Below are 16980 nucleotides of genomic sequence, written 5' to 3' on the forward strand. Positions count from 1 at the left end.
CTGCCCGTATCCGGCAAATGACAGGTCAGAGCGCCTCGACGCACAGGGCGACGCCCATGCCGCCGCCGATGCACAGCGTTGCGAGACCCTTCTTGGCGCCGCGGCGCTTCATTTCGAACACCAGCGTATTGAGGACGCGGGCGCCCGATGCGCCGACCGGATGGCCGATGGCGATGGCGCCACCGTTGACGTTGACGATCGCCGGATCCCAGCCGAGGCCCTTGTTGACGGCGCAGGCCTGCGCGGCGAAGGCTTCGTTGGCCTCGACCAGGTCGAGGTCGTTGATCGACCAGCCGGCCTTTTCCAGCGCCTTGCGCGAGGCCGGGATCGGGCCGGTGCCCATGACCTGCGGATCGACGCCGGCCGTCGCCCAGGAGGCGATGCGCACCAGCGGCTGGATGCCGCGACGCACGGCTTCCGCTTCGCTCATCAGCACGGTCGCGGCTGCGCCGTCATTGATGCCGGAGGCGTTGCCGGCCGTGACGGTGCCTTCCTTGTCGAAGGCGGGTCGCAGCTTCGCCATCGCATCGAGCGTCGCGCCGGCGCGGATATATTCGTCCTGGTCGACGATGATGTCGCCCTTGCGTGTCTGGATGGTGAAGGGGATGATTTCATCCTTGAAACGGCCGGCCTTCTGGGCTGCTTCCGCCTTGTTCTGCGAGGCGACGGCGAATTCGTCCTGGTCCTGGCGCGTCAACTGGAACTGGCGGGCGACGTTTTCGGCGGTGATACCCATGTGGTAGCCGTAGAAAGCGTCGGTCAGGCCGTCCTTGATCATGGTGTCGACCATTTTCATGTCGCCCATTTTCGTGCCGGCGCGCAGATGGGCGCAATGCGGCGCCATCGACATGGATTCCTGACCGCCCGCGACGATGATCGAGGCGTCACCGACAGCGATCTGCTGCATGCCGAGCGCCACGGCGCGCAGACCCGAACCACAGAGCTGGTTCAATCCCCAGGCTGTCGCCTCCTGCGGTACGCCGGCCTTCATGGCCGCCTGGCGCGCCGGGTTCTGGCCTTCGCCGGCGGTGAGGATCTGGCCGAGGATCACCTCGTCCACTTCCTTCGCATCGACGCCGGCACGCTCCAGGGCACCCTTGATCGCGGCGGCGCCGAGCTCATGGGCGGGAACGGCGGCGAACGCGCCGTTGAAGGATCCGACGGCCGTGCGTCCTGCGCTGGCAATCACGACGGATGGTGTACTCATGGAAATCTCCTCGCTTGTGCATCAATGGTTGTTGTTGAAACTGGCAAAGCTTCGTCGCCAAGTCAAACCGTCAGGCACGGCAGAAACGATTTTCACTGCGATCACCAAAACGGTTTTGGTTGTTTTTAAAACCATTTCCCGCATCGCACAAAGAGATTGTCACCGGCCTTCTTTTGCGCTTACACTCGCGCCGGGAGACGCAGCGTTACAATCATAACAAACGGTGCCAGGAGACGGAAATGGCGAAAAACGAAGGCCAGATCGTAATCAAGAAGTACGCCAACAGGCGTTTGTACAATACCGGGACCAGCACCTATGTGACGCTGGACGATCTGGCAGTCATGGTGAAAAGAGGCGAGGATTTTGTCGTTCAGGACGCGAAATCGGGCGAAGACATCACCCATTCCGTGCTGACGCAGATCATTTTCGAGCAGGAATCCAAGACCGGCAACACGCTTTTACCGATCTCTTTCCTGCGCCAGCTGATTTCTTATTACGGCGACCAGATGCAGATGGTCGTGCCGAGTTTCCTCGAACATTCCATGCAGGCCTTCACCGAGCAGCAGTCGCAGATGCGCGAGCAGATGACCCGCGCTTTCGGCGAGACGCCGCTGACCAAGAACCTGCAGGTGCCGCTGCAGATGGTCGAGGAACAGGTGCGCCGCAACACGGACATGTTCCATCAGGCGATGCAGATGTTTTCGCCGTTCATGACCCCGCCCGCCAAGGAAACCAAGAAGGCGGAAGCCAAGGATATCGACGAGCTCAAGGAACAGCTGCGCGCGCTGCAGACCAAGCTCGACAGCCTCTGAGCTTCCGGTTTTTCCACGCAATTCCGGCAAAACCGCGACGCGCTTTTGCCGGAATTGTTCTTTCGGCCGTCACAGCCCGATGGACACATCCCGTCCGGCCGAGCGGATCGATACCGCAAAGCCGCCGATGACATCGACGAAAGCGATCGTCATGAGGATGAAGAAGATCTGCGTCGCGGCGCTGCTCACCAGCAGGAACTCGATCAGGAACGCCACGAACACCACCAGCGACAGCATGTGGTTGATCAGCGAGCCGGAGCCGTGGCGCGTCGCCTTGAGAATCTCGAAAAACAGCATGATCAGGGCGACGACGATCAGCAGGTCACCGAGGCTCATCGTCCATTGCGCACCCGACAGCATCGACAGCGACAGGACGACGGTCTCGAGCGAAGCAAGCCCGCCGCTTCCCATCAGGCCGGCCATGGCCAGGTTGTAAAGCACCAGCGGAACGATCATCAGGGGCACGGCGGCAATCATGTTGAACGGCTCTCCTCTTCGGACGTTGCCCGTTCATAGCCGAAGTTGCCCGGCCTGGAAATCCGCAAGCGTGTTACGACCCGGAAAAAGCAAAAGGCCGGCACAGGGCCGGCCTCAATACCTTGATGTCGAAAACAGCGATTAAGCGCTTGCCTTCGGCGTCAGAACCTGGCGACCGCGATACATGCCGGTCTTCAGGTCGATGTGGTGCGGGCGACGCAGTTCGCCGGAGTTCTTGTCTTCGACGTAGGTCGATGCCTTCAGACCGTCAGCCGAGCGGCGCATACCGCGCTTGGACGGGCTTGTTTTTCTTTTAGGTACAGCCATTTGATTTACTCCACTTGACGGGCAAAGCACAGTTTCCAGCCAGAAGCCCGGCCGAGAAAAGTCATGCTTCAATCTCGGAAATTGGGCGGCTTATACATGGCCTGTACCGGTTTGACCAGTCCCTCCACGCATTTTTTCCTTGACGCCCGAATTCGCCTTACGCCTCGTCTTCCGGAACAATCCAGGGTTCGGCAAGGGCTGCCTCCTCCCACTTCCTCCACGCCGGATGCGCCTTCATGGCGGCCATGTAGGCAAGCGTGGTTTCGTGCGTCACCAGGTCGTAGATCTCGAAACGGTTGACGACGGGCGCATACATGGCGTCGGCCGCCGAAAATTCGCCGAACAGGAAAGGGCCGCCGGAAACGGCCAGCCGCTCATGCCAGATCTCCTCGATGCGGGCAACATCTGCCGTTACCCCCTCCTGCAGCGGGATCGCACCCTTCTTGCGGCGGATGTTCATCGGGCAGGCATTGCGCAGCGCCCGGAAGCCGGCGACCATTTCCGTGGATACAGTCCGCGCCAAAGCCCGCTGGGCCGGGTCCTTCGGCCAGAGGCCGGCGTCCGGGAACAGTTCGGCGCCGTATTCGATAATCGCCAGTGATTCCCAGACAGACAGGTCGCCATGCCGGAGCAGCGGCACCTTGCCGCTCGGCGAGATTTCCTTGATGCGCGGATTGCCGTTCGGGAAATCGAACGGCACCAGCACTTCGCGGAACGGCACGCCGCGGGCTTCGAAGGCGATCCACGGCCGGAACGACCAGGACGAATAGTTCTTGTTGGCGATATAAAGCGTCAGTTCAGCCATTTCGGTATCCTTGATCGTATGGGCACGTTCTAAACGGCGATGTCCCCAAAGGTTCGGAAGGCCAGGTGCTTCTGGACCAAAAGTGACTGATCAACCTCATCGCCACGCAGGAAAGATGACACCGCGCCGGATCGGAATCCAACGAAATGGCCTGATGTCACTCATAAAGACATTTGATGTAGTCGCCGGAGCCGCGTGCCCGCCGCTCGATGACGGCCGCCAACCGCCGCATGCCGCGGCCGGGCTTGCTGGCGACACGGGTGATCGGGTTGGGCAGCGAAACGGCCAGCAGCGCCGCCTGTTTCTTCGACAGCTTCGATGCCGGGATCTTGAAATGATATTGCGCCGCCGCCTCGATGCCGTAGATGCCCGGCCCCCACTCGGCGATGTTGAGATAGATTTCCATCAGCCGCTGTTTCGACCAGATGAAATCCGCCGAAATCGCCAACGGCACTTCCAGCGCCTTGCGCACGAAGGAGCGGCTGTTCCAGAGGAAGAGGTTTTTTGCCGTCTGCATCGGGATGGTGCTGGCGCCGCGCGTCGCTTCGCCGGCCAGCGCATCCTTGACCACGCCGCGCATTTCACCCCAGTCGACACCGCCGTGGAAACAGAACTGGCCGTCCTCGGACATCATCACCGCCTGCACCAGGTTCGGCGAGATATCCTCGAAATCCACCCAGCGACGGTCATAGCCGCGCAGCATCACCAGTTCGCCGAGCATCAGCGTCGAAACCGGATGGATGAAGGGCAGGAGATAGAGCAGCATCAGCGCATAAGGCAGCAGCATGATGGCAATGACCAGTTTGACGAGGCCGCGCCACCGCGAACGAAATGTCGAGCGAAGCCGGCTCCAGCGGCTGACAGGCATGGCCGTCTCCTCTGCGCTTGTCTCCGGCGTGATATCCAAGTTCACCTCGTCCCGCATGATGCCTTCCCGTTCTCATAACCTCTGGCCGGCGTCGTGGCCAGTATGCGGCGGGTTTCTTCCCGTTTCGTTTCGACGATTCCCGTTGCCAGCCTCGGGCCTGCATGGCAAACAACCGCCATGATGACCCAGCCGACCGTTTTTGAAACCCGCCTAGACGACAATGCCGCCAAGGTTGCGGCACTTCTTGCGGAATTGCTCGCCGACAGCCCCTCGCCGGACGAGATCCAGCGCCCGCCGCGGCTGATGGCGGCGATGCGCCACGGCGTTCTGAACGGCGGCAAGCGGCTGCGCCCTTTCCTGGTGATCGAAAGTGCGGCCCTGTTTTCCGGCGACCCTCAGGCGGCCCTGCGCATCGGCGCGGCGCTCGAATGCGTGCACTGTTATTCGCTGGTCCATGACGACCTGCCTGCGATGGACGACGACGATGTCAGGCGCGGCAAGCCGACCGTGCACATCGCCTTCGACGAGGCCACCGCGATCCTGGCCGGCGACAGCCTGCTGACGCTGGCCTTCGATATCGTCGCCGCCCCCGAGACCGGGCTTTCCGACCGGCAGAAAACCGAGATCATCCTGTGCCTGGCGCGCGCCTCCGGCATTGGCGGCATGGCCGGCGGCCAGATGTTCGACCTGGCGGCTGAACAGCAGGCCCCCGACGAAAAGGGAATCATCGTGCTGCAGGCGATGAAGACCGGCGCCCTGATCCGTTTTGCCTGCGAAGCCGGCGCCATCATCGCCGGTGCGGCGGCGGATGACCGGGCGCGGCTGCGCCTGTTCGGCGAAAAGATCGGCCTCGCCTTCCAGCTCGCCGACGATCTTCTCGACCTGACAGCCGACCCGGAAACCATGGGCAAAGCCACCGGCAAGGATGCCGCCCGCGGCAAGGGCACGCTGCCGGCGCTGCACGGCCAGGCCTGGACGGAAGCCAGGCTCACGGCGCTGATTGCCGAGGCGGCCGATATCCTGAGTGTTTACGGAAACCGTGCCGACATCCTGCTGGACACCGCCCGCTTCATCGCCAATCGCCGTCGCTGAGCCGATCAGGTCTCGAACGTAAACCCGATTGACAAGCTCGACCGCCAGCGAAAAGATCAGCCGAGCTTAATTCCCAGCGAGGTCTCCATGGTCGATCTTTCCCCGTTCTTCCTCAATCCGCGCGATTTCCTCAAAAGCAACCTGCTGGTCATGGACACCTCGCCCACAGGCGTCTGCGGCTCTCAGACACCTGTCCTCGGAAACTTCACCATCGATACCGACAACCGCTATGACAACGTCAAACGCAAATCGAAGCATTTTTGGAAAAGCGGTTACGACATCACGGCGCTCAAGGTGAGCTGGAAGAACCAGAGCGGCAACCAGACCGTTCCGGCCATCTGGCTGCCCTACGAGGCCAACCAGATCCGCACCGCCAGCCTGCCGAACGACGTGCCTTTCATGTTCACCGCACCGATGAGCGGCTGCACCTTTGCCCTCTCGACATTTTCGAACGGTTCGGCCCGGGTGGCGCACGTCAATTTCCAGACCGAAGACGGCCATATCGACACCGCCAAGATGAATACCAACACCAGCGGTTTCCAGAAAACCGTCGGCCGCAACGCCTACCGCACCAAGGTGCGCGGCAAACCCGCCGCACCCGAGCGGCATGCCGGCCTGCTGATGACGGTTGTCGGCGTCAACGACCGCAAGAAAGGCTGGAAGTTTTATGGCCAGCAATACGAGATGGACCTGGTGGCCGGCACGCTGGAATACATCGAGCTGATGTATCTGAACTAAGCCGGCTAAGGAAATGTTGCGGAGCTTCGAGGGACGACGGATATTCACAAAGTCAGAAACTTCTCGTCATCCCCAAGGTGGCAGAGGCGCCTGACGAAGCGTTATTCCGCCGCCGTCCTCTGGCCGAAACGCTTTTCGATATATTCGATCACCAACGTCTCGAAATCGGCAGCGATGTTCGGACCACGCAAGGTCAGCGCCTTCTTGCCGTCGATGAAAACCGGGGCTGCGGGTGTCTCGCCGGTGCCGGGAAGGGAGATGCCGATGTCGGCATGTTTGCTTTCACCCGGCCCATTGACGATGCAGCCCATGACAGCAACGTTGAGGGCTTCGACACCGGGATATTTTTCCCGCCACACCGGCATGTTCTTGCGGAGATCGTTCTGGATGTTCTGCGCCAGTTCCTGGAAGACCGTCGAGGTGGTGCGGCCGCAGCCCGGACAGGCCGCAACGACCGGCACGAACTGGCGGAAACCCATGACCTGCAGCAGTTCCTGCGCCACCTGCACCTCGCGGGTGCGGTCGCCATTCGGCTCCGGCGTCAGCGAAACGCGGATCGTATCGCCGATGCCATGCTGCAGCACATAACCCATGGCGGCCGAGGACGCGACGATGCCCTTGGAGCCCATACCGGCTTCCGTCAGACCGAGATGCAGTGCATGATCGGAGCGTTCCGAGATCATCGAATAGACGGCGATCAGGTCCTGCACCTGGCTGACCTTGGCGGAGAGGATGATGCGGTTGCGCGCCAGGCCGATCTCCTCGGCCATATGCGCCGAGAGGATCGCCGACTGCACGATCGCCTCGCGTGTCACCTGCCGGGCCGAGAGCGGAAAACCTTCCGCCTGGTTCTGGTCCATCAGGCTGGTCAGCAGATCCTGGTCGAGCGAACCCCAGTTGACGCCGATGCGCACCGGCTTGTCATAGCGGATCGCCATCTCGACGATATCGGCGAACTGCTTGTCCTTCTTGTCCTTGAAACCGACATTGCCGGGATTGATGCGGTATTTCGCCAAAGCCTCGGCGCAGGCCGGGTGATCGGCGAGCAGCTTGTGGCCGATATAATGGAAATCGCCGACCAGCGGCACATCCATGCCGAGCCGCAGCAGCCGGTCGCGAATGCGCGGCACGGCGGCGGCACTTTCGTCGCGATCGACGGTGATGCGGACGATCTCCGAGCCGGCCCGGAACAGCGCCGCGACCTGCGCCACGGTGGCATCGATATCGGCCGTATCGGTATTGGTCATCGACTGGACGACGACAGGGGCACCGCCGCCGACGATCACGCCGCCGACATCGACGGCGACCGAGGCCCGGCGCGGTTTCGGATCATAATCACTGGCAGACAACATCGAGAAAACCCGCAGAATTCGTAGTCTTTCAGGTGGATGATGCCATGGTCCTTGTCAACCGCCAATGGGCATCACTTTTTGCGGATCTGCCTCATTGGATGTTGTCGGCATGGCGAGCGAGATGCGACAGCGCCAATACGACGATAAAAAGCACCGGAAGTGTGGCGAAGATGATCGCGAAGCCGGTATGTTCAGCAATAAAACCGATCAGCGACGGCGCAAACAGCATGCCGGAGTAACCGAGGAAAGTCGCGACCGAAATACCGACGCCCGGCGCCAGACCCGGCATGTTGCCGGCCGCCGAAAAGGCGATCGGCACCATGTTGGAAATGCCGATGCCGGCAATGGCAAAACCGACGATGACCAGCGCGGCATCCGGGGCAAAGCCAGAGATCAGCATGCCGACGATCGCCATGGTCGTGCTGATACGCAGCGTCAGCACCGCGCCGAGACGGTCACGGACGAGGTCTCCGGCGAACCGCATCACCGACATGGTCAGCGAGAAAGCTGCGAAGGCAAAACCGGAGAGCGTTACCGAAGCGCCGAGTTCCTGGCGCACATAGAGCGCGCCCCAATCGAGGATGGCGCCTTCCGGTACCATGGAAAACAAGGCGACGATGCCGATCAGCCAGGGAAGCGGCGTCATCGGCAGTTTTGCCTTGCGTTTTCCTTCGCTCGGATGCGGCGCATCGACAAAAATCATCGGCCAGGCACCAGCCAGCATGACGGCCGCCGCGATTGTCAGGATGACCGCATGCGTCATCGTGCCGAAGTGGGAAATCAGAAAACCGCCAGCGCCGGCACCGAGCAGACCGCCCAGGCTCCAGAAGGCATGGCAGGACGACATGATCGAGCGGCGCATCGATTTTTCGACTTCGACGGCATTGGCATTCATGGCGACGTCCATGGCGCCGGTGAAGCCACCGAAATAGACCATGGCAAAAACGCCGAACCAGACATTGCCGGCGAGCGTCACCAGAAGCAGCGCCGGCACCAGCAGCAGCGCCAGGAACTTGACCACCGAGGCCGAGCCATGGCGGGCGATCTGCGCCCCGCCGATCGGCATCATCACCAGCGAACCGATACCGAACGTCAGGATCATCAGCCCGAGTTGCCCCTCGCTCAGAGCCAGCCTTTCGGCAAATTCGGGAATTTTCGGCGCCCAGGAACCGACCATGAAGCCGTTCATCAAAAACAGCAGCGAAACGGCGATGCGGCTTTTCGGGAAAAAGCCTGTGGCACGCTCGGACGTGGATGCCATTGTCGAATTGTCCATGTTCTCACTCCCTGTGACGGCGCCGAAATCTATTTAAATCGATTAGAATTGCAAGCTGCAACGATGGCGCAACCGTCACGTTTTGTTTCCCGCCGTTAAGGCGATCTGATTCGACCAGATTTATCGCCAGTAGAATCGGCCAGGACAACTGTCAAATCTCACCTGTGAGGGCAGGTTCTGACAATTGACAGCCGCGGGGGCATTGCCCAATGTGCGGCCGATTTTATCTCCTCCGGCATCCCGATACCCGCGGTGCCTACCGCATGGTGCATCCGTGAAAAGCTCGATCGGTCTCGGCATTCTGCTGACCAGCCTCGCCTATTTCCTCTTTACCGGCCACGACGTCACCATCAAGCTTCTGGTCGAGAGCATGTCGGTCTGGCAGATCCTGTTCTTCCGCACGGTGACCATTCTGATCGGATGTCTTTTCGTCGGGCGCCTGGAACTGGTCGACAACATCGTCCATTCGCCGATCATCAAGCCGATGGCGATCCGCAGCATCCTGCTGCTGACCGCCTGGCTGTCCTATTATACCGCCGCCCGCCACCTGCAGCTGGCGGAGCTGACGACGCTCTATTTCGCAGCGCCGGTGGTGGCCACCGTGCTGGCGATGGTCTTCCTGAAGGAAACAGTGTTCTGGCCACGCTGGCTCGCCGTCGCCGTCGGTTTCACCGGCGTGGTGATCGCCAGCAATCCGACCGGTCTGACCTTGTCGCTGCCGGTCTACCTGACGCTGCAGGCCGCCGTACTCTGGGCCAGCGCCACCATCCTGCTGCGCAAGACGGCCATGGCGGAAAAGAGCATCGTGCAAATGACGATGTCCAACCTGTTCTTCCTCGCGATGACCGGGATCATGCTTTTCTGGCACTGGAAGACACCGGATCTTCAGGAAGCGATCCTGCTCGCCGCCACCGGCATCGTCGGCGGCCTGGCGCAATTCGCCTTTTTCGAAGGCATGCGGCGGGCGCCGGTCTCGGTTCTGGCGCCGTTCGAATACACCTCGCTCGTCTGGGCGTTTTTCCTCGGTTACCTGATCTGGAGCGATATTCCGAGGCCGGGCGTGGTGGTCGGCGCCGCGCTGATCGTCTTCGCGGGCATCATCATCATCGTCAGCGAACGCCTGCGGCAACACGCCGAAGCCTGATCCCGGCCGGCAAAGCCGCCCGGGATCGTTGAGACAGGTGCGCGATCAGGCGCCGTAGACGACCAGCAGGTCCTTGGCGTCAATCTGGTCGCCGGCGCGGACGAGGATCTCGGCAATTGTGCCTTCCTTTTCCGCATGGATCGCCGTCTCCATCTTCATCGCCTCGATCGACACCAGCACGTCGCCGGCGCTGACCGCCTGGCCCGGATTGACGAAGACGCGGCTGATGACACCCGGCATCGGCGCACCGACATGGGCGGCATTGCCCACGTCCGCCTTGCGGCGCGCGGCAGCACCCGTGGCGCCATGCGCCCGGTCCGGCACCTTGATGCGCCGCGGCTGGCCGTTCAGCTCGAAGAACACCGTCACCATGCCCTGGCTGTCGGTCTGCGACATCGCCTGGTTGACGATGACCAGCGTCTTGCCCTTCTCGATGTCGGCAAACAGCTCCTCGCCGTCCTTCAGCCCGTAGAAATAGGCAGGCGTCGGCAGCACCGAGACCGGGCCGTAGGTATCCGAAGCCAGCGCAAAATCGGTGAAGACCTTGGGATACATCAGGTAGGAGGCAAATTCGAAATCGCTGACCGGCCGCTCCAGCTTTGTCTCGATCGCCTTGCGTTCGGCATCGAGATCGGCCGGCGGCAGCAACGAACCCGGCACGGCGGTATAGGGCTCTTCACCCTTGAGTGCCTTCTTCTGCAGCGCCTCCGGCCAACCGGACGGCGGCTGGCCGAGGTCGCCCTTGAGCATCGACACCACCGATTCCGGGAAGGACACGTCCTTGTCCGGATTGACGACGTCGGCGACCGTCAGGTCCTGGCTGACCATCATCAGCGCCATGTCGCCGACCACCTTGGAGGACGGCGTTACCTTGACGATATCGCCGAACATCTGGTTGGCATCGGCATAGGCCTGCGCCACCTGGTGCCAGCGGGTCTCCAGCCCAAGCGAACGGGCCTGTTCCTTGAGGTTGGTGAACTGGCCGCCCGGCATTTCGTGCAGATAGACTTCCGAAGCCGGTCCCTTGAGGTCGCTCTCGAAGGCGGCATACTGGTTGCGCACCGCTTCCCAATAGAACGAGATGCGGCGGATCCATTCCGGATCGAGACCCGGATCACGCTCCGAACCGCGCAACGCCTCGACGATCGAGCCGAGGCAAGGCTGCGAGGTGTTGCCGGAGAGCGCATCCATCGCCGCATCGACTGCATCTACGCCGGCGTCGACAGCGGCAAGCACGGTCGCTGCCGCAATGCCCGACGTGTCGTGCGTGTGAAAATGGATCGGCAGGCTTGTCGCCTCGCGCAGCGCCTTGAACAGCACTTTTGCCGCAGCCGGCTTCAGCAGGCCCGCCATGTCCTTCAGGGCGATGATATGGGCGCCGGCCTTTTCCAGCTCGACGGCGAGGTTGGTGTAATATTTCAGGTCGTATTTCGGCCGGGCCGAATTGAGGATGTCGCCGGTGTAGCAGATCGCCGCTTCGCAGAGCTTGTTCTCCTCGGCAACGGCATCCATCGATACCCGCATGTTGTCCACCCAGTTCAGGCAGTCGAAAACGCGGAACAGGTCGATGCCGCCCTGCGCCGCCTGGCGGACGAAATATTTGACGACGTTGTCGGGATAATTCTTGTAGCCGACGCCGTTGGCGCCGCGCAGCAGCATCTGCAGCAGCAGGTTCGGTGCCGCTTCGCGCACCAGCGCCAGCCGCTCCCACGGATCTTCCGTCAGGAAGCGCATCGACACGTCGAAGGTGGCGCCGCCCCAGCACTCCAGCGACAGGAGGTTCGGCAAAGCGTGTGCATAGGTGCCGGCGATGCGGGCGATGTCATGGGTGCGCATGCGCGTGGCGAGCAGCGACTGGTGACCGTCGCGCATCGTCGTATCGGTCATCAGTACGCGCTTTTCGTTGCGCATCCATTCGCCGAACCCCTTCGGGCCGAGTGTGTCGAGCAACTGCCGCGTTCCATCCGGCACGCTGTTGCCGTTGCTATAGGGCACGATGGGCTTTGCCGCGTCTTCCGGCGGGCGCGGCCGGTCCTTGGCTTCCGGATGGCCATTGACGGTCACGTCGGCAAGATAGGTCAGCAGCTTAGTGGCGCGGTCCTGGCGCTTGACCTGCTGGAACAGCTCCGGCGTCGAGTCGATGAACCGCGTCGTATAGCTGTTGTCGCGGAACTTCGGATGGCCGATGATCGCTTCGAGAAAGGTCAGGTTGGTGGCGACGCCGCGGATGCGGAACTCGCGCAGCGCCCGGTCCATGCGGGAGATGGCTTCCAGCGGGTTCGGCGCCCAGGCCGTGACCTTGACCAGCAGCGGGTCGTAATAACGGGTGATGATCGCCCCGCCATAAGACGTGCCGCCATCGAGGCGAATGCCGAAACCGGAGGCCGAACGGTAGGCGGTGATACGGCCGTAGTCCGGAATGAAGTTCTGCTCGGGATCTTCCGTGGTGATGCGGCACTGCAGCGCGTGGCCGTTGAGACGGATGTCTTCCTGCTTCGGCACGCCCGATTCCGGCGTGCCGATGGCGAAGCCTTCGAGGATATGGATCTGCGCCTTGACAATATCGATGCCGGTCACGACTTCGGTAACGGTATGCTCGACCTGGATACGCGGGTTGACCTCGATGAAGTAGAATTTGCCGGTATCGGCATCCATCAGATACTCGACCGTGCCGGCGCCGATGTAGTTGGTCGCCTGCGCGATCTTCAGCGAATAGGCGGCCAGTTCCTGGCGCTGCGCTTCGGTGAGGTAGGGCGCGGGCGCGCGCTCGACGACCTTCTGGTTGCGGCGCTGGATGGAGCAGTCACGCTCGAAGAGATGCACGACATTGCCATGCGTATCGCCGAGGATCTGGCTCTCGACGTGGCGGGCGCGCTCGACGAGCTTTTCGAGATAGACCTCGTCCTTGCCGAAGGCGGCCATGGCCTCGCGCTTGGCCTCCGTCACCTCGCGGGCAAGATCGGCTTCGGCGCGGATAGCGCGCATGCCACGGCCGCCGCCGCCCCACGATGCCTTCAGCATCACCGGATAACCGATTTCGGCGGCCATCTTCTTGACCGTCTCGATATCGTCGGGCAGCGGTTCGGTCGCGGGAACCACCGGAACGCCGACGGAAATCGCCAGGTTGCGGGCGGCGACCTTGTTGCCGAGCTGGCGCATCGTCGCCGGCTTCGGGCCGATGAAGATGATGCCGGCCTTGTCGCAGGCATCGACGAATTCGGGGCTTTCCGAGAGAAGTCCGTAGCCGGGATGGATGGCATCGGCGCCGGACAGCTTGGCGACGCGGATGACTTCGTCGATCGACAGGTAGCTTTCGATCGGCCCGAGATCGCGCGACAGATGCGGGCCGCGGCCGACCTGGTAACTTTCGTCCGCCTTGAAGCGATGCAGCGCCAGCTTGTCCTCTTCCGCCCAGATCGCCACCGTTTTTATGCCCAGTTCGTTGGCGGCGCGGAAAACGCGGATAGCGATTTCGGAACGGTTGGCGACAAGGATCTTCGATATGGACAAAGGCGGTCTCCTCAAACAGCGCAAGCGGGATCTATGTTGCACCCGCGAAATAAATCCATAATCGCTTGCGTGGGGAAGTCAATTTTTCCTTGCCGGGCTTATGTCAAAATTGTGGCAGCCTTAGGAAATCAGGCCCTGGCGGAAGGCAATGGCGACAGCATGCTGGCGGTTACGGGCGCCGAGCTTGTCTTGAATACCATTCATATACCAATCCACCGTGTGGTTTGATATTTGTAGTATCTTGCTGATTTCATTGGATGTCATCCCACCGGCAAGGAAATTCAGCACTTCCATTTCCCGGCGCGTCAGATGAACCACGGGGGTCGGCACCCATTCCAGATCCGCGGCTTGACCCTGCAGCTCCAGAAGGCGCCACAAAGCCTTCTTCGCAACCGCATCAAAAAGCGCGATCTCCGCCGGCGAAAGATCGACCACCTGGCCGCTCAGCAGGAGATTTCCCATCAGGCCGCCGCGCCCGAAGACCGGAAAAACGTAACCATCGGCAAGACCGAAATTGCCTGCCTCGACCATCATCCGATCCATCCGCTTGCGATGCGGATCGTTGCGATAGGCAAAAAGCGCGTCGCGCCAGCGAAACGCCCGCTGCGCCTGTATCAGGAAACGTTTCAGCGGGTCGATCAGGCCATATTTTCTGGACGCATAGGCCTCGAGCCATCGATCCGGCCAGCGGCTTGCAAGAACCGTCTCGACGGGATCGCCACCCGACCGGGAATTCAGCGCCAGGGCATGATAATCGAAGCCGTATTTCCTCGAAAGATCCTCGACCTGCCGGATAACCTGTTCGCCCGTCCGACATTCGTCGATCAGGACCAGCACTTCGACAAGGGAATTTATGGCCACGCGCTGCTTTTGAAGCTCACGCCCGGAGTTATCCTTGCAAATTCTTGTTTCCATATACTTCCCGAGCACGACCCGATCGCATCGGACGCTATGCTCACCTAAAATTCCGTATAACGCTAGTTGCTAAATCTAGCAGTATCCTCGCCTGAAACGATATGTACTGCACCGTTTCGACACGGCTTCGTTTCGCCCTCACGGTCTGCCGAAAAAAATTGGTGCGACGCACAATCGACGGGGCAACCGTTAATCCTGAGTTCAGGTAGCATTCGCTACCCTCCGGGCCAAACTCGAACACCGTGCCCACGAGGAAACGAAGTGTCTCTATTTCAGGTCTATGCAAGATCGTTGCGTTATCTTGTAACGTACAGGCTGCGCGTGTCGCTGATCGTGATCGCCAACATCGTGCTGGCCGCCATCACCATCGCCGAACCGATCCTGTTCGGCCGCATCATCGACGCCATCTCCTCCAAGGAGCCGGTCTCGCCGATGCTGCTGATGTGGGCGGCATTTGGTGTCTTCAACACCGTCGCCTTTGTCCTGGTCGCCCGCGAGGCGGACCGGCTGGCGCATGGGCGGCGTGCGTCGCTGCTGACGGAAGCTTTTGGCCGCATCATCTCCATGCCGCTGTCCTGGCATCACCAGCGCGGCACGTCGAACGCCTTGCACACGCTGCTGCGTGCCAGCGAAACCCTGTTCGGCCTGTGGCTTGAATTCATGCGCACCCACCTTGCCACGGCGGTGGCCCTGGTGCTTCTCGTTCCGACAGCGCTCGCCCTCGATTACAGGCTTTCGGCGGTCCTCATCGTCCTCGGCGTCGCCTACTGGTTCATCGGCCGTCTGGTGATGAGCCGCACGAAGGAAGGCCAGGCTGCCGTCGAAAACCACTACCACACGGTTTTCTCGCATGTCAGCGACACAATCTCCAACGTCTCCGTGCTGCACAGCTACAACCGCATCGAAGCCGAAACCCGGGCGCTGAAGGGTTTTACCGAAAAGCTGCTCTCCGCCCAGTTCCCGGTCCTCGACTGGTGGGCGATCGCCAGCGCGCTCAACCGCATGGCCTCGACCATCTCGATGATGATCATCCTCGTCATCGGCACGATCCTGGTGCAGCGCGGCGAGTTGCGCGTCGGCGACGTGGTTGCCTTCATCGGTTTCGCCACACTTCTCATCGGCCGCCTCGACCAGATGCGCGCCTTTGCGACGCAGATCTTCGAAGCCCGCGCCAAGCTGGAAGACTTCTTCAAGCTGGAGGATTCGGTGCGTGACCGCGAAGAACCCGCCCATGCCGGCGAGCTCGGTGCGGTGAGCGGCACCGTGGAATTCCGCGACGTTTCGTTCGGATTTGCCAATACCAGCCAGGGTGTGCACGCCATCAACTTTACCGCCAAGGCCGGCCAGACCGTCGCCATCGTCGGCCCGACCGGCGCCGGCAAGACGACGCTTATCAACCTCTTGCAGCGCGTGCACGAGCCACAGAGCGGCCAGATCCTCATCGACGGCACGGATATTTCCACCGTCACCCGCAAGTCGTTGCGCCGCTCGATCGCCACCGTCTTCCAGGATGCTGGGCTGCTCAACCGCTCGATCCGCGACAACATCCGCCTCGGCCGTGAAAACGCGACGCAGGAAGACGTGGCGCAGGCCGCCGAAGCCGCCGCTGCCGCCGACTTCATCGAAAGCCGCATCACCGGCTACGACACCAATGTCGGCGAACGCGGCAACCGGCTTTCCGGCGGCGAACGCCAGCGTATCGCCATCGCCCGCGCCATCCTCAAGGATGCGCCGATCCTGGTGCTCGACGAGGCAACGTCGGCGCTCGACGTCGAAACCGAAGAACGCGTCAAGGTCGCCATCGACAACCTGCGCCGCGACCGCACCACCTTCATCATCGCTCACCGCCTGTCGACGGTACGCGAGGCCGACCTGGTTCTTTTCCTCGATGAAGGCCGGATCGTCGAGATGGGCGGGTTCCAGGAACTCAGCCAGAGCAACGGCCGTTTCGCCGCGCTGCTCCGTGCCAGCGGCATCCTCACCGACGACGAGGTCCGCAAGGCCCATGCCGCTTCCGAGACGGAAGCTGCGTAAGACAGCAGGTACAGGCATACGAAAGATCAAAACGGGCGGCCGCAGGGCTGCCCGTTTTGTTTTGGAGGATGTTTTACCTATGGCCCACGGATGTTGCCTCATCCACCTTCCCCCGCCGGAGAGACGGCAGATGAGAAGGCGGCACGACCTGCCCCTATTAGTACTCCCTCATACCCGTGCCGCGACCCGCCCCCGTTCGGGAGAAGGAGACTGACGGCACCCTGTCATTCCACCTGAGGAAACCCGGCAAGCCTGTCGCCGGACGCAACAGCAACCCAGAAAAATTCCTACACCGCCAGCGTGATGCCAATGTCGGCAATCTCTCTTCCATTGTCCTCGGGCTTGCCCCGAGGATCTGTCGACGCCCGCTCCAACCATTGTGACGACAAAGGGTCACTCAACGGGCTTGGATGCTCGGCACAA

15 protein-coding genes are annotated in these 16980 nt (G+C 61.6%); 6 read left to right on the forward strand and 9 right to left on the reverse strand.

The genetic code is table 11. The features are described 5' to 3' along the window. Positions 1–25: 25 nt before the first annotated feature. Positions 26–1207: an acetyl-CoA C-acetyltransferase gene (locus ACSQ3I_RS08970; protein ID WP_435998030.1), complete on the reverse strand. Its 1182-nt coding sequence runs from the start codon at positions 1205–1207 to the stop codon at positions 26–28. On the opposite strand from ACSQ3I_RS08970, the gene ACSQ3I_RS08975 reads away from it, so the two are divergent. Both ACSQ3I_RS08975 and phaR read left to right on the forward strand, forming a co-directional pair. Beyond that, positions 1206–1424 (forward strand): hypothetical protein, encoded by a 219-nt coding sequence (locus ACSQ3I_RS08975; protein ID WP_435998032.1) that lies wholly within the window; start codon positions 1206–1208, stop codon positions 1422–1424. The two genes, ACSQ3I_RS08970 and ACSQ3I_RS08975, sit on opposite strands and share 2 nt — an antisense overlap. Positions 1425–1446: 22 nt before the next feature. Beyond that, positions 1447–2019 (forward strand): polyhydroxyalkanoate synthesis repressor PhaR, encoded by a 573-nt coding sequence (gene phaR, locus ACSQ3I_RS08980; protein ID WP_109459506.1) that lies wholly within the window; start codon positions 1447–1449, stop codon positions 2017–2019. A gap of 69 nt (positions 2020–2088) precedes the next feature. Here phaR and ACSQ3I_RS08985 read toward each other — a convergent pair whose 3' ends face one another. From ACSQ3I_RS08985 to mtgA, 4 genes are all read right to left on the reverse strand, one after another. Next, positions 2089–2496, reverse strand: a complete 408-nt coding sequence (locus ACSQ3I_RS08985; protein ID WP_435998034.1) for a hypothetical protein — start codon at positions 2494–2496, stop codon at positions 2089–2091. Positions 2497–2637: 141 nt separating this feature from the next. Next, positions 2638–2823: a 50S ribosomal protein L32 gene (rpmF, locus tag ACSQ3I_RS08990; protein WP_435998035.1), complete on the reverse strand. Its 186-nt coding sequence runs from the start codon at positions 2821–2823 to the stop codon at positions 2638–2640. A 157-nt stretch (positions 2824–2980) separates the two neighbouring features. Then, positions 2981–3628: a glutathione S-transferase family protein gene (locus ACSQ3I_RS08995; protein WP_435998037.1), complete on the reverse strand. Its 648-nt coding sequence runs from the start codon at positions 3626–3628 to the stop codon at positions 2981–2983. 157 nt (positions 3629–3785) lie between these two features. Next, positions 3786–4496, reverse strand: coding sequence for a monofunctional biosynthetic peptidoglycan transglycosylase (gene mtgA / locus ACSQ3I_RS09000; protein ID WP_435998039.1), 711 nt, complete (start codon positions 4494–4496; stop codon positions 3786–3788). A 177-nt stretch (positions 4497–4673) separates the two neighbouring features. On the opposite strand from mtgA, the gene ACSQ3I_RS09005 reads away from it, so the two are divergent. Continuing rightward, positions 4674–5588: a polyprenyl synthetase family protein gene (locus tag ACSQ3I_RS09005; protein ID WP_435998041.1), complete on the forward strand. Its 915-nt coding sequence runs from the start codon at positions 4674–4676 to the stop codon at positions 5586–5588. 87 nt (positions 5589–5675) lie between these two features. Beyond that, entirely contained in the window at positions 5676–6326 is a 651-nt protein-coding gene (locus tag ACSQ3I_RS09010; protein WP_435998042.1) for a hypothetical protein, read from the forward strand. A 101-nt stretch (positions 6327–6427) separates the two neighbouring features. Here ACSQ3I_RS09010 and ispG read toward each other — a convergent pair whose 3' ends face one another. Both ispG and ACSQ3I_RS09020 read right to left on the reverse strand, forming a co-directional pair. After that, positions 6428–7678 (reverse strand): flavodoxin-dependent (E)-4-hydroxy-3-methylbut-2-enyl-diphosphate synthase, encoded by a 1251-nt coding sequence (ispG, locus tag ACSQ3I_RS09015; RefSeq protein ID WP_435998044.1) that lies wholly within the window; start codon positions 7676–7678, stop codon positions 6428–6430. Positions 7679–7769: 91 nt separating this feature from the next. Continuing rightward, the gene (locus ACSQ3I_RS09020; protein ID WP_435998046.1) at positions 7770–8954 is read right to left on the reverse strand and encodes an MFS transporter; all 1185 of its coding nucleotides are present in this window, start codon (positions 8952–8954) and stop codon (positions 7770–7772) included. Positions 8955–9228: 274 nt separating this feature from the next. Here ACSQ3I_RS09020 and ACSQ3I_RS09025 point away from each other — a divergent pair, with 274 nt between their 5' ends. After that, positions 9229–10098, forward strand: coding sequence for a DMT family transporter (locus ACSQ3I_RS09025; protein WP_435998048.1), 870 nt, complete (start codon positions 9229–9231; stop codon positions 10096–10098). A 45-nt stretch (positions 10099–10143) separates the two neighbouring features. On the opposite strand, the gene pyc is transcribed toward ACSQ3I_RS09025, so the two are convergent. Both pyc and ACSQ3I_RS09035 read right to left on the reverse strand, forming a co-directional pair. Continuing rightward, complete coding sequence (gene pyc, locus ACSQ3I_RS09030; RefSeq protein WP_435998050.1) at positions 10144–13608, reverse strand: pyruvate carboxylase; 3465 nt, start codon at positions 13606–13608, stop codon at positions 10144–10146. Between the two features lie 120 nt (positions 13609–13728). Further along, positions 13729–14469: a LuxR family transcriptional regulator gene (locus ACSQ3I_RS09035; RefSeq protein ID WP_435998052.1), complete on the reverse strand. Its 741-nt coding sequence runs from the start codon at positions 14467–14469 to the stop codon at positions 13729–13731. A 315-nt stretch (positions 14470–14784) separates the two neighbouring features. Here ACSQ3I_RS09035 and ACSQ3I_RS09040 point away from each other — a divergent pair, with 315 nt between their 5' ends. After that, a complete protein-coding gene (locus tag ACSQ3I_RS09040; protein ID WP_435998053.1) occupies positions 14785–16557 on the forward strand; it encodes a glucan ABC transporter ATP-binding protein/ permease in 1773 nt (590 codons plus the stop codon). The last annotated feature ends 423 nt before the right edge of the window (positions 16558–16980 follow it).

Origin of the sequence: Rhizobium sp. LjRoot30, from assembly GCF_964253915.1 — a bacterium.
Taxonomy (GTDB): Bacteria; Pseudomonadota; Alphaproteobacteria; order Rhizobiales; family Rhizobiaceae; genus Metarhizobium.